This is a genomic window from Nocardia fodinahabitans, from assembly GCF_052983615.1.
Genome location: NZ_JBRJJC010000001.1, coordinates 6,196,416 through 6,208,253, shown reverse-complemented (window position 1 = coordinate 6,208,253; position 11,838 = coordinate 6,196,416). Strand labels below are relative to the sequence as shown.

The 11,838-nt window shown below is 70.3% G+C and carries 13 protein-coding genes; 9 read left to right on the top strand and 4 right to left on the bottom strand.

Going from position 1 to position 11,838, the window contains the following annotated elements; genetic code table 11:
• Nucleotides 1-5: 5 nt before the first annotated feature.
• Entirely contained in the window at nt 6-1,283 is a 1,278-nt protein-coding gene (locus NV348_RS29210; RefSeq protein WP_447149722.1) for a type III PLP-dependent enzyme domain-containing protein, read from the bottom strand.
• Between the two features lie 154 nt (nt 1,284-1,437).
• Between NV348_RS29210 and NV348_RS29205 the strand changes: the two genes are divergently transcribed.
• The 4 genes from NV348_RS29205 (at nt 1,438) to NV348_RS29190 (ending at nt 3,945) form a co-directional block, all read left to right on the top strand.
• Nucleotides 1,438-2,481, top strand: coding sequence for a sugar kinase (locus NV348_RS29205; RefSeq protein WP_447149721.1), 1,044 nt, complete (start codon nt 1,438-1,440; stop codon nt 2,479-2,481).
• On the top strand, nt 2,478-3,248 hold the full coding sequence (locus tag NV348_RS29200; protein WP_447149720.1) for an IclR family transcriptional regulator: 771 nt from the start codon (nt 2,478-2,480) through the stop codon (nt 3,246-3,248). The genes NV348_RS29205 and NV348_RS29200 overlap by 4 nt, the downstream gene beginning before the upstream one ends.
• A 5-nt stretch (nt 3,249-3,253) precedes the next feature.
• The gene (locus tag NV348_RS29195; protein ID WP_447149719.1) at nt 3,254-3,673 is read left to right on the top strand and encodes a RidA family protein; all 420 of its coding nucleotides are present in this window, start codon (nt 3,254-3,256) and stop codon (nt 3,671-3,673) included.
• Nucleotides 3,674-3,777: 104 nt separating this feature from the next.
• A complete protein-coding gene (locus NV348_RS29190; RefSeq protein ID WP_447149718.1) occupies nt 3,778-3,945 on the top strand; it encodes a hypothetical protein in 168 nt (55 codons plus the stop codon).
• A gap of 3 nt (nt 3,946-3,948) precedes the next feature.
• On the opposite strand, the gene ppc is transcribed toward NV348_RS29190, so the two are convergent.
• The 3 genes from ppc to NV348_RS29175 all read right to left on the bottom strand — a co-directional run bounded on the left by ppc (nt 3,949) and on the right by NV348_RS29175 (nt 7,865).
• On the bottom strand, nt 3,949-6,720 hold the full coding sequence (gene ppc, locus NV348_RS29185) for a phosphoenolpyruvate carboxylase (RefSeq protein WP_447149717.1): 2,772 nt from the start codon (nt 6,718-6,720) through the stop codon (nt 3,949-3,951).
• A gap of 107 nt (nt 6,721-6,827) precedes the next feature.
• Nucleotides 6,828-7,250: a VOC family protein gene (locus NV348_RS29180; protein ID WP_447149716.1), complete on the bottom strand. Its 423-nt coding sequence runs from the start codon at nt 7,248-7,250 to the stop codon at nt 6,828-6,830.
• 57 nt (nt 7,251-7,307) lie between these two features.
• Nucleotides 7,308-7,865: a sugar O-acetyltransferase gene (locus NV348_RS29175; protein ID WP_447149715.1), complete on the bottom strand. Its 558-nt coding sequence runs from the start codon at nt 7,863-7,865 to the stop codon at nt 7,308-7,310.
• Between the two features lie 71 nt (nt 7,866-7,936).
• Between NV348_RS29175 and NV348_RS29170 the strand changes: the two genes are divergently transcribed.
• The 5 genes from NV348_RS29170 to NV348_RS29150 all read left to right on the top strand — a co-directional run bounded on the left by NV348_RS29170 (nt 7,937) and on the right by NV348_RS29150 (nt 11,816).
• The gene (locus NV348_RS29170) at nt 7,937-8,581 is read left to right on the top strand and encodes a LysE family translocator (protein ID WP_447149714.1); all 645 of its coding nucleotides are present in this window, start codon (nt 7,937-7,939) and stop codon (nt 8,579-8,581) included.
• Between the two features lie 45 nt (nt 8,582-8,626).
• The gene (locus tag NV348_RS29165) at nt 8,627-9,253 is read left to right on the top strand and encodes a TetR/AcrR family transcriptional regulator (RefSeq protein ID WP_447149713.1); all 627 of its coding nucleotides are present in this window, start codon (nt 8,627-8,629) and stop codon (nt 9,251-9,253) included.
• A gap of 94 nt (nt 9,254-9,347) precedes the next feature.
• Nucleotides 9,348-10,733, top strand: coding sequence for a lipase family protein (locus tag NV348_RS29160; protein ID WP_447149712.1), 1,386 nt, complete (start codon nt 9,348-9,350; stop codon nt 10,731-10,733).
• 178 nt (nt 10,734-10,911) lie between these two features.
• A complete protein-coding gene (locus NV348_RS29155) occupies nt 10,912-11,538 on the top strand; it encodes a hypothetical protein (RefSeq protein WP_447149711.1) in 627 nt (208 codons plus the stop codon).
• Between the two features lie 77 nt (nt 11,539-11,615).
• Complete coding sequence (locus NV348_RS29150) at nt 11,616-11,816, top strand: hypothetical protein (protein ID WP_447149710.1); 201 nt, start codon at nt 11,616-11,618, stop codon at nt 11,814-11,816.
• Nucleotides 11,817-11,838 lie beyond the last annotated feature (22 nt).

The window sequence follows — 11,838 nt, the reverse complement described above, 5'->3', positions numbered from 1 at the left end:
ATCGGTCAGAAGTAGGTGCGAATCAGGTCGACCACGCACGGGCGGTCGGCCGCCGCGTCGTCGATCACCGGGATGAGCCGCCACTTGTCGAACGCCGTACACGGATGCGACAAGCCGAGCCGCACGATGCTGCCGACCGGCAGATCGGCGGCATCGGCGCCGGGCAGGCGCAGGAAGGTGTGCTGATCATTGAGCGCGCTGACGTGCGCGCCCGCGGGCAGCGCACCGCCGACCACCAGCTGCGGCACCGGCAGGCCCTCGTCGAAGGGGAAGTCGCGTTTGCCGCCGTCGAGCAGCGCCAGTTCCGGTTCCGGCCGGGAGACCACGCGGGCCCAGCCGTGCATCGCGGCCCGCAGACCGGGGTCGACGGCGGGCGCGGCCAGCGGGGAGATGCCGGCGTAGAAGCCGTCGTCGTGAACGAGGTAGGCGCCACTGCGCAGGACGACCGTCGTGGTCGCGTCGGCCAGCCCGGCCAGTTCCTCGACGACGAGCTCGGGATAGGCACTGCCGCCGGCGGTGACGATCGCCGGACCGGCATAGGCCCCGGCCGCGGCGAGTTCGGTGTGCAGGGCGGCCAATTCGCCGAGATAGCCGCGCACGGCCGCGACGCCCGCGCTGCTGCGATCGTGGGCCAGCGCGCCTTCGTACCCCGCGACGCCGGCGAGCTCGAGCCGGTCGCCGGCCCGCAGCGCGGCCACGACGGCGTGCGCTTCGGCGCGGGTGCGTGCGCCGGTGCGCCCGTGCGGGCCGCCGAGTTCGACCAGCACCCGGACCCGGGGGCCGGGCGGGGTGTCGCGCAGGATCTTGTCCATCAGTTCGACGGTGGCGACGCTGTCGGCCCAGCAGTAGAACTCGAACCCGGCATCGCGCGCGGATTCCGCGGCGACCCAGGTCAAGGCGGCCGGGTCGACGAGCGCGTTGGCGAGCATGATCCGCCCGACGCCGAACGATCGCGCGACCTGGGCCTGCCAGCCGGTGGCCAGCGTGATCGCCCACGACCCCGCGGCGAGCTGCGCACGCCAGAGCTGGGGCGCCATCGTGGTCTTGCCGTGTGGCGCCAGCGCGACACCCGCCGCGGCGGTCCACCGCGCCATCAGCGCGATATTGGCGTCGAGGAGCCCGCGGTCGAGGGTGAGCAGCGGCGTTTCCCACCGGTCCAGTTCCGGTGCGTCCGCGAGGTATTCGCGCACGGTCCGCCCCCATGCCGCGGGCGGCACGCTCTTGTCGCGCGGGCCGATCGCCTCGTCGGCGAGCGCGTCCACGACGGCATTGTCGATCGTCACAGCAGCCCTTTCCGTCGATCGACCGAGCTACTCCCGGCCGATCGGTCATATCGGATAAACATTGCATAATGTGCAACGCCGGTTGCACTGAATGTTTCTGCTCGTTATTGTGCATCCCAGAGGCAGTGACCGCAAGCACGAAAGGGCGGAATAGGTGACCCAGGCAACATCAGCGCCGCCCAGGGCGGTCACCGTGGGCGAGGGGCTGGCCGTGCTCGTCGCCCGCCCCGGACCGCTGGAGCAGTCCCCGCATTTCGACCGGAGCGCGGGTGGCGCCGAGGCCAATGTGGCCACTGTGCTCACCCAGCTCGGGGTCGCGGCGGCCTGGCTCTCCCGGGTGGGCGACGACGGCTTCGGGCGCTACCTGGTCGCGCAACTGGCGGCCCAAGGGGTCGACGTCGGCGCGGTGGCCGTCGATCCGGACCGGCCGACCGGTCTCTACGTCAAGGAACGCGGCAGCGGGTCGGGCGCGGCCCACGACCTGCCCGCGCACGCCAGCCGCATGCACTACTACCGGGCCGGGTCCGCCGCCAGCGCCCTGTCCCCCGCCGATCTCGCGACCCGAACGGCGGCCGGCCTGCTCGACGGCACCGATCTGGTGCATTTCACCGGCATCACCCCGGCGCTGTCGGAGTCGGCGAGCCAGCTCACCCGCACGCTGATCGCGCTGCCCCGGCGCGGCCGGCTGGTGAGCTTCGACCTGAATTACCGCCCGGCACTGTGGGGTTCGCGGGTCGACGAGGCCGCCGACGAACTCGCCGCCCATGTCCGCGGCGCCGACGTGGTGCTGCTCGGCGCCGACGAGGCACAGGAGATCTTCGGCACCGGCGATCCGGCCGCGCTCCGCGCGCTGTTCCCCGAACCGGCCCAGCTCATCGTCAAGAACGACAAGCACACCGTCACCGGATTCGACGGCGACACCGCCGTCGAGGTACCCGCGCTGGCGCTCGAGCTCACCGAACGGATCGGCGCCGGCGACGCTTTCGCCGGCGGCTACCTCGCCGCCCTGCTGCACGGCGCCGACCTGCGCACCCGGCTGCGCTACGGCCACCTGTGCGCCGCCGCCGCCCTCACCGCGGCCGGTGACGCGGCGAAAATACCTCCGGTGCACGACATTCGGCGACTGGCGCAGCTGCCCGCGGCGGACTGGGCCGGGCTGCGCTATCCGGACGCACTGGATGGGACGATCAGGCCATGAGTCAAAGCGTGTCGCGCGCCCTGTCCATTCTCATCGCCCTCGGCGAGGACTCACAGTCCCTCGACGAGCTGGCCGGGCGGCTCGGCGTGCACAAGTCGACGGTGCTGCGACTGCTGCAGACCATGCAGGCCGAACGCTTCGTCGTGCGCGACAACGCCCACCGGTACTCGCTCGGCACCCGCATGTTCGAGTTGGCCAGTCACGCGCTGGAGAGCCGCGATGTCCGCACCGTCGCCCGCCCGCACCTGAGCGCGCTGGGCGCGGCCACCGGGCAGACCGTCCACCTGGCCGCCTACGAATCCGGCGACGCCGTCTACATCGACAAGGTCGACGCCGAACAAGCGGTCCGGATGTACTCGCGGATCGGCAGGCCGGCGCCGCTGCACTGCACGGCGGTCGGCAAGGTCCTGGTCGCGGCCCTGCCGCGGGCCGAGTGGCGCGCGGTCGCCGCGCGGCTGGACTACCACCCCTTCACCACCCGCACCCTGCGCACGCCCGAGCAGTACCTGGCCGAGCTGGAACTGGTCGCCACCCAGGGCTTCGCCGAGGACCATGAGGAACATGAGAGCTTCGTCAACTGCATCGGCGTGCCGGTGCGCGACGGGATCGGCGCGGTGGTGGCCGCCGTGTCGGTCTCGGTGCCCGACGTGCTGCTCGACCATGATCAGGTGCTGGCGCTGTTGCCGCAGGTCAAGGCGACCGCTGACGCCATCTCCACCGAACTCGGCTGGGCCCCCCGCCGAGACGTCACCGCGAGGAAAGGCTGAACTCCATGGGTACCGAGAAGTCCGAGAAGATCGCCGTGCGCACCGCCGACGCACCCGCGCCCGCGCACACGTTCTCCCAGGGTGTCCGTAAGGGCCCGTTCGTACAGGTCTCGGGCCAGGGCCCGGTCGACCCGGAGACCAACGAGTACCTGCACCCCGGCGACGTCGCCGCCCAGACCACCCGCACGCTGATGAACGTCAAGGCCATCGTCGACGCCTCGGGCGCCACTTTCGACGATGTGGTGATGTTGCGCGTCTATCTCACCCGAAGGGAGGATTTCGCCGTCATGAACCAGGCGTATGGTGAATTCGTCACCAAGCACACGACCGGTGACGTGCTGCCGTCCCGTACCACCGTCTTCACCGGCTTGCCGCGTGCGGAGATGCTGGTCGAGATCGACGCCATCGCCGTCGTAACGGACTGAGCCACAACGTTTCCGGTGATGTCTGATGACATCACGCACCACCCGTGTTGAGATGGGGCGGCCCCTCCGGGGGCTGCTCCGCCCGTTCTACCCGAGGATCAGCCATGTTCGCCAAGATCGCCCGCCCGCTCGCCGTCGCCGCACTCGCCCTCTCCGTGACCACCGTCGGCGCGGGTACCGCCTCGGCCGCCGCCGCCGAGCCTGTCGTCGGCTCGGTCGCCGTCTGCATCGGTATTCCGGTCGGCCCGGTGACCGTCACCTTCTGCGTGTAGCGGCTAACCCGAGTTACGCAAGGCGGTGGCCAGGCCGTTCATGGTGAGCAGGATGCCCCGCTTCACCAGTTCGGAATCGTCACCGCCGCGCAGCCTGCGCAACAGATCCACCTGCAACTGATTGAGCGGTTCCAGGTAGGGGAAGCGGTTGTGGATCGACTCCGCCAGTGACGGGTTGTCGCTGAGCAGCTCCTCGTGGCCGGTCACGGCCAGGTACATGCGGATGGTGCGGGCGTGCTCGTCGCGGATCATCCCGAAGATCTGCGCGCGCAGCGCCGGATCCTCGACCAGGTCGGCGTAGCGGGCGGCGATGTCGAGATCGCTCTTGGCCATCACCTGGGCCAGGTTCGACAGCACCGTCCGGAAGAACGGCCAGCGCTGGTAGAGGTCGGTGAGCCGGGCCAGTCGCCGCGGGTCGTCGCCGACCCAGTCCTCGAGTGCGGTGCCGGTGCCGTACCAGCCCGGCAGCATCACGCGCGCCTGGCTCCAGGCCATCACCCACGGGATCGCGCGCAGGTCCGCCACCGAATTGGTGGGTTTGCGCGAGGCCGGGCGGCTACCGATATTGAGGTCGCCGACCTCGGCGACCGGGGTGGACTGCCGGAAGTACTCGACGAAGCCCGGGGTGTCGTGCACGAGGCGCCCATAGGCGGTGCGAGCCCGGGCCGCCAGATCGTCGAGCAGTTCGTAGGCCGGTTCGGCGGCCTCGCCCAGGCCTTCGACATCCAGCAGCGTCGATTCCAGGGTGCCCGCGATCAGCGACTCCAGATTGCGGTGTGCCGCACCCTGTTCGGAGTACTTCGCCGCGATCACCTCGCCCTGTTCGGTGAGCCGCAGCGAGCCCCGCACCGCGCCCGCGGGCTGGGCCAGGATGGCGTCGTAGCTGCGGCCACCACCACGGCCGACGGTGCCGCCGCGGCCGTGGAACAGCCGCAACCGGATGCCCGACTTGCGGGCCACCTCCACCAGATCCAGCTCCGCCCGGTACAGCGCCCAGTTCGCGGCCAGATACCCGCCGTCCTTGTTCGAATCCGAGTAACCGAGCATCACCTCCTGCCGCATCCCCGCCGCGGCGACCAGCTCGCGATACACCGGAACGTCCAGCACCGCCGACAGCGTCGCCGAGCCGGCCCCCAGGTCCTCGATGGTCTCGAACAGCGGGACGATGCCGACCGGGCTGCTCGGCGTGCCCTCGGCGGTGCCCGGATCGAGAATGCCCGCTTCCTTGAGCAGCAGGGCCGCCTCGAGCATGTCGCTGACCGAGGTACACATGCTGATGATGTAGTTCGGGATGGCGGCGGCACCGAAGGTGTCGATCACCTCCTTGCCTGCGCGCAGCACGCCCAGCTCTTTGGCGGCGAGCTCGCTCAGCTGCGCGTGCGGGCCGAGCAGCGGCCTGCGGGTGCGCAATTCGTTCGACAGCAGCTCGACGCGCTGGGCCTCGGACAGACTCGGGTAGTCGGCGTGCACGCCCGACCAGGCCAGTAGTTCGGTGACGACCTGCTCGTGCACCTCGGAGTTCTGCCGCATGTCCAGGGCCTGCAGGTGGAAGCCGAAGGTCTCGATGGCGTGGCGCAGCGCGGCGAGCCGGTCGTCGGCGAGCAGGGCGTCGCCGCCGGCCCGCAGCGAGAAATCGACCGCGTCGAGGTCGTCGAGCACCGCCTGCGGGGTGGCGTACGGCGCAGCGGCCGCGGCGAGACCGTTCTCGGGCAGTGTGCCCAGCGCCAGTTCGGCGGTGACGCTGAGCCGGGCCCGGATCGCGTGCAGCGCACGGCGATACGGCTCGTCGGCGAAGACGTCCGGGTCGCGGTAGCCCGCCTCGGCGAGCACGGCGACCGCGGGGCTCACCTGGACCAGCCGGGCCGACAGGGACAGCGTCTTCTCCAGCTCGACCAGTTCGTCCAGGTACCGGCCGAAGGCGTAGGCGGCGGCCTGCTCGGCCGCGGTGTGCACGACTTCGGCTGTCACATAGGGGTTTCCGTCGCGGTCGCCGCCGATCCACGAGCCGGGGCGCAGGATCGGGCGCGGCAGCAGCTCGGCCTCGGGCCAGCGGAACCGCAGCGCGGCGCGCACCTGCGCGTTGATCGCCGGGATGACGTCGTAGAGGGTCAGGTCGTAGTAGCGCAGGCCGACCGAGATCTCGTCCTGGATGCGCAAGCGCGCCAACCGGATCAGCGCCGTGCGCCACAGGGTGAGGACTTCGCGGCGGATCCGCAGTTCGGAATCGTCGAAGCCGGGATCACCGGGTTCGAGTCTGCGCCGCAGCCGCATCAGTTCGGTGATCTTGGCCTGCACGTCGAAGACGGTGCGCCTGCGGGTCTCGGTCGGGTGCGCGGTGATCACCGGGGAGACCAGCGCGTCGGTGAGCAGGTCGGCCACCGTCGAGCCGTCGAGCCCGGCCGCGTCGAGTTTGTCGTAGGTGGCCGCCAGCGAGGAGTCCTGCGGCGGCTCGCCCGCCGAGACGTGCGCGGCGCGGCGGCGGTCGCGCTGGATGTCCTCGGCGAGGTTGGCCAGCAGTACGAAGTAGCTGAACGCCCGGATCAGCGGAATCGCGATCTCGGTCGGCGTGCCGTCGAGCATGTCGGCGACCGCGCTGCGTTCGACCTCCTCGCGGCGCACCCGGAACGCCTCGGTGCGCACCCGCTCGATCAGGTCGAACACCTCCGGACCCTCGTGGTCGCGGATGGTGTCGCCCAGGATGCCGCCCAGAAACCGGATGTCCTCGCGCAGCGGCCGGGTGGCTTCCTGCTCCTGCACAATTCGCGATTCGCCCATGGAAAGACAGTATTGCGGCCGTCGCCGTCCCGCGACCCGGCGACGCGCCCCGCCTCGGCCACGACGCCCGTGGCGCTCGGCCGGGGCCGAGCACCACGCGGCCCCGATCAGCCCTTCTGACGGCCGGTGAAGCGGATCTGGTTGCCCCAGGGATCGACGAAGGCGCAATCGCGGCCGTACTGCTGGTCGACCGGAGGCTGGGCGACCGTGGCGCCGAGGTCGCGGACGCGGGTGAAGGTGGCGTCGACGTCGTCGGTGGCGAAGATGATGGTGGACTGCATCCCGCCGTCGAGACGGGCCCGGGCGGCGGCGCGGCGGGCCTCGTCGGGCGCCATCTGCGGAACCTCGAGCACGAATTCGATGGTGGGCTGGCCGACCGGGCCCAGCGACAGCCAGCGGGCGTCCTCGACGAACGGCATATCGGTGCGGACTTCCAGGCCGATCACGTCCTGATAGAACGTCTTGGCCTCGTCCTGGTCGCCGACCAGCAGCATGACGTGGGTGAGCGCGAGGTCTTCACCGGGGCGCATGGGGTATCTCCTTCGGTACCGGGATCGTGAGCGTGCGGTTCAGCCTAGCCAGCACACCTACAACGACCGGATCACCCGCGCCGGATTCCCCGCCGCGAACACCCGGTCGGGCAGGTCGCGGGTGACCACGCTGCCCGCGCCGACCACCACGTCGTCGCCGATGGTCACGCCGGGGCACACGATCACCCCGCCGCCGAACCACGCGTTGTCGCCGATCCGGATCGGTGCCGCGGATTCCCAACGCCGCCTGCGCTTGTCGTGATCCTCCATCGGATGCAGGGCCGTCAGCAGCTGACAGCGCGGCCCGATCGAGCAGTCGTCGCCGATGACGATCGGCGCGCAGTCGAGCAGGATCGCGTCGTAGTTGAGGAAGCTGTTCGTCCCGATCTCGATGAGATAGCCGTAGTCACACTGGAACCGGGGCATGATCCACGATCCCTCCCCCAGCTTGCCCAGCAGGTCGCCGAGCAACTCGGTCCGGCGCCCGGTCTCGTCGGGACCGGTCCGGTTGAACTCGTCGCACAACCGCTGCGCCCGTTGCCGTTCGGCCACCAGTTCGGGATCGCTGTCCTGGTACAACTGCCCGCTCAGCATCCACTGTTTCTGCTCGCCCATTGCGCCGAGTGTAGGGGCGACCCGCGTCGCGCCATTGCCTGCCGACGGCCGGATCGTTAGCGTGGTTCACCATGGTGTCGATGACGCATCTCGTGTCCTTCGCGGGATTGGCCTTCCTGCTCGTCGTGGTTCCCGGGCCGAGCGTGCTGTTCACGATCAGCCGGGCCCTCACGGTCGGCAGGCGGGCGGCGGTGCTGACGGTGGTCGGCAACTCGGCCGGGGTGTACGTCCAGGTCGTGGCGGTCGCCGTCGGGCTCGGCGCGCTGGTGGCCACTTCGGTGGCGGTGTTCACCGCCGTGAAACTGGTCGGCGCGCTGTATCTGGTCTATCTGGGGATCCAGGCGATCCGGCGCCGGGCCGATCTCGCCGGGGCGCTCCAGCCCGGCCGTGCCGAGCCCGGCTATTCCACCCTCGGGGTGCTGCGCGACGGGTTCGTCGTCGGCTTCGCCAATCCGAAGACCATCGTCTTCCTGGCGGCGCTGCTGCCGCAGTTCGTCGATACCGCCCGCGGTGGCGTCCCGCAGCAGATGCTGGTGCTCGGCATCTGCATCCCGCTGTTCGGGCTGATCTTCGACACGCTGTGGGCGCTGGCGGCGAACTCCGTGCGCGGCTGGCTGGCCCGCACGCCACGCCGGATGGCCGCGGTCGGTGGCACCAGCGGACTGATGATGATCGGGCTGGGCACCTCGCTGGCCTTCACGGGGCGCAAGGACTGACCTCCGCGTATGCCGCGGCGGCGCCGCGAACGTAGGGTCGATGTCGTGACGACAGCGCGCACCCGACACAACTACACCGGCACCTCGGTCGCCGAGCGGCAGGTCGAGCGGCGCGCGCTGTTCCTCGAAGCGGGGCTGACCGTGTTCGCGGAGAAGTCGTATGCCAACAGTTCCCTGACCGACGTGTGCGCGGCGGCGGGACTGTCGCGACGCCAGTTCTACGAGCAGTTCGCCGGGCGCGAGGAACTACTCGTCGCCGTCTACGACTCGGTGCAGGGCAAGGCCAGGGACGCGGTCGCCACGGCGCTGGCGGCGGCCGGGACCGACGACCTGCGCGCCCTCATCGACGCCGCGGTGCGCGCCTACACGAAGGCGATCACCGACGACATCCGGTGCGTCACCGTGGCTTTCGTGGAGATCGTCGGTGTGAGCCCGGCGATCGAGGCGCATCGCGCGCAGGTCAGGGACCAGTGGGGTGAGGTGGTGGCCGCGATCGCGCAGGGCCGCGACGGAGTGCGGACACCCCCGGGCGGCTGGCGGGTCGCGATGGCCGCGTTCATCGGCGCTGTCAACGGCGCGGTGCATCAGTGGAGCCTGGACGACCCGCGGCCACCCGTGGACGAGCTCGTCGACGTCTTCTCCACCCTGCTCAATGCCCTGACCGCGGCCTGATCCCCCGGTCGCTGATTGCGATCTACGCCACACCCGTGCCATAGTAGCCGTCATTGAGACGAAGGCGTCTCAATTCACGTGAGGACTGTGCACGATGAGATCTCCCTTCGCTCTGCGATGGATGGCCCTGGCCACGGGCGTGCTCGCGGCCGCAACGGTCGTGGTGGCCGGACCGGTCGCGGCCGACCCGGCGATTGTGGCGCCGGCCCCGGTGATCCCGCTCCCGCCCGAACTGGATCCGGGCTTCTACCTGCCACCCGCCGAGGTCGTGGCCGCTACGGCGCCGGGCGCGATCATCGCCGCCCGGCAGGTGCGCATCGCCGATTTCGGCCTGCTGCCGATCGACGTCGACGCCTGGCAGGTGTCCTACCGCTCCAACAACAGCCGCGACGAGGCGATCCCCGCGGTCGCCACCGTGATCAAGCCGCGCGGCCAGGCGCCGGAGCCGCGCAAGCTGCTCTCGGTGCAGCTGGCCGAGGACTCGACCGCGGGCTATTGCGCGCCCTCCTATGCGCTGCAACATCTTTCGGCAGCCCCGCTGGCTGGACAGATCGTGGTGCCCGCCGAATTCCTGTTCGCCCAGGCCGCGCTGGCGCAGGGTTGGGCTGTCGTCGTTCCGGACCACCAGGGCCCGAATTCGGCCTACGCGGCCGGGCCGCTGGCCGGGCGGATCACCCTCGACGGCATCCGCGCGGCGACCTCGTTCGCGCCGCTCGAGGTGGGTCCGACCGCGCCGGTCGGGCTCTACGGCTACTCCGGCGGCTCGATCGCGACCGGTCACGCCGCCGAGCTGAAGAGCACCTACGCGCCCGAGCTGAACATCGTCGGCGCGGCCGAGGGCGGGGTGGGTGCCGATCTCGGCGCCGCGCTGAGTATGGCGAACAACCAGCTCACCTCGGGCCTCGTCTTCGCCGCGGTGCTCGGCCTCACCCGCGAGTACCCGGACTTCGCCGCCTACCTCGATCAGCGGCTCGATCCACTCGGCAAGGGCCTGACCGCGATCAAGTCGCCGCTGTGCGTGCAGTACCAGTCGGCGCTGCTGCCGTTCCTGAACCTGACCGGCATGATCGGCTCCGACGGCAACCCCCTGGACGACCCGCCGGTCGCGACGATGCTCGACGACACCCGCATGGGCAAGGCCACCCCCGATATGCCGATGTTCCTGTGGCATTCCGCGTGGGACGAGATCCTGCCGCTGGGCGCGACCGACACCCTGGTCGACACCTACTGCCGGGACCCCAAGACCTCTCTCACCTACACCCGCGACCACGCCAGCGAGCACATCGTCGCCGAGGTGGTCGGCGGACCCGCCGCGCTGCTGTGGCTGCGCGACCGGCTCGACGGCATTCCCGCACCCACCGGCTGCACCATCTCCGACGCGGGCACCATGGCCGCCACTCCGGGCGCGCTCGACTTCCTCGGCGACACCCTGTCGGCGAAGTTCGCCACCCTGTTCGGCAGGCCGCTGGGCAGCCGCTGAGCGCGCGCCGGGGTGCGGCCGAGACCGCGCCCCGGCGAAATCCCCTGCGGCGAAGGAGTCTTCGCCGACACCGGTCGCCCTTCCCGCGCACCGGCGAAATCGGTGATACAGGTTGACGTTCGATGTTGATTTGTCTCATACTCGCCGGGTTCGTCGATCATGAGCAGGAGGTGCCCGGTTGACCGACAACGCACGGGCTGCGCTGGAGATACTCCGCGATGCGGGCCAGTTCAAGTGGTATGTCATTCCGCTACTACTGATGGTCATCTACATCTACGCGGTGGAAGTCGAGCGCCGGAACTGGAATGTGCTGTTCGCGGGGCTCGCGCTGTGGGGCATGGACTGGTTCAACGAGATCTGGAATTCGCTGGTCTTCCACGTCACCGATCGGGCGCCGGTCTGGGGCGCGAGCGGGCCGACGGCGTATCAGATCCTGATCGGGCTCAATATCGAGATCTGCTTCATGTTCGCGATCATGGGCGTCGCGGCGGCGAAGATGCTGCCGCCCAAGGAGACCCGGATCGCCGGGCTGCCGAACCGGCCGGTGCTGATCGCGGTGAACTCGGCGGCGGCGGTCGGCGTCGAAGTGCTGCTCAACAAGGCGGGCGTGCTCACCTGGGATTGGTCGTGGTGGCAGCCGGGCTTCCCGTTCCTCATCTGGATCATCGGCTACGTACCGTTCTTCGCCGCCTGCTTCGCCGTGCACGACCTGCCCAGCGTGCGGAGTAAGGCGCTGGTCGTCGGCACCATCTTCGGCATCGACGTGATCGCCCTGATCGCCTTCGGCGCGGCGGGGTGGCTGTGAGGCGCGGGCACGCTGTCCCGGCGTGGTGACGGCAACCTGTACGTGAAGAGGCCGCCGCCCTGGGTGGCCGGCGCACCGTGGTGCTGCCGGGCGGCGGCCTGGCGGGCACGATCGCCGGCGTCTCGGCCGACGCCGACGAACTGGTGACGATCGACCGCGACGGCCGGTTCATCACCATGGATCACCCGCTCAGCGCGCCCAGGGACTGGAACTGGAGCAGCCGGTACGGCACGCCGCTGTGGACCGGGCCGGGCAACCCCTGCCGCCGGGGACGCTGACCCGGTCGTGGTCGGTGTTGTC

Excerpts from the sequence above, each read along its gene's own strand:
- NV348_RS29200 (WP_447149720.1), top strand. The coding sequence starts at position 2,478 with ATGAGTCAAAGCGTGTCGCGCGCCCTGTCCATTCTCATCGCCCTCGGC.
- NV348_RS29195 (WP_447149719.1), top strand. The coding sequence starts at position 3,254 with ATGGGTACCGAGAAGTCCGAGAAGATCGCCGTGCGCACCGCCGACGCA.
- NV348_RS29190 (WP_447149718.1), top strand. The coding sequence starts at position 3,778 with ATGTTCGCCAAGATCGCCCGCCCGCTCGCCGTCGCCGCACTCGCCCTC.
- ppc (WP_447149717.1), bottom strand. The coding sequence starts at position 6,720 with ATGGGCGAATCGCGAATTGTGCAGGAGCAGGAAGCCACCCGGCCGCTG.
- NV348_RS29180 (WP_447149716.1), bottom strand. The coding sequence starts at position 7,250 with ATGCGCCCCGGTGAAGACCTCGCGCTCACCCACGTCATGCTGCTGGTC.
- NV348_RS29175 (WP_447149715.1), bottom strand. The coding sequence starts at position 7,865 with ATGGGCGAGCAGAAACAGTGGATGCTGAGCGGGCAGTTGTACCAGGAC.
- NV348_RS29170 (WP_447149714.1), top strand. The coding sequence starts at position 7,937 with ATGGTGTCGATGACGCATCTCGTGTCCTTCGCGGGATTGGCCTTCCTG.
- NV348_RS29160 (WP_447149712.1), top strand. The coding sequence starts at position 9,348 with ATGAGATCTCCCTTCGCTCTGCGATGGATGGCCCTGGCCACGGGCGTG.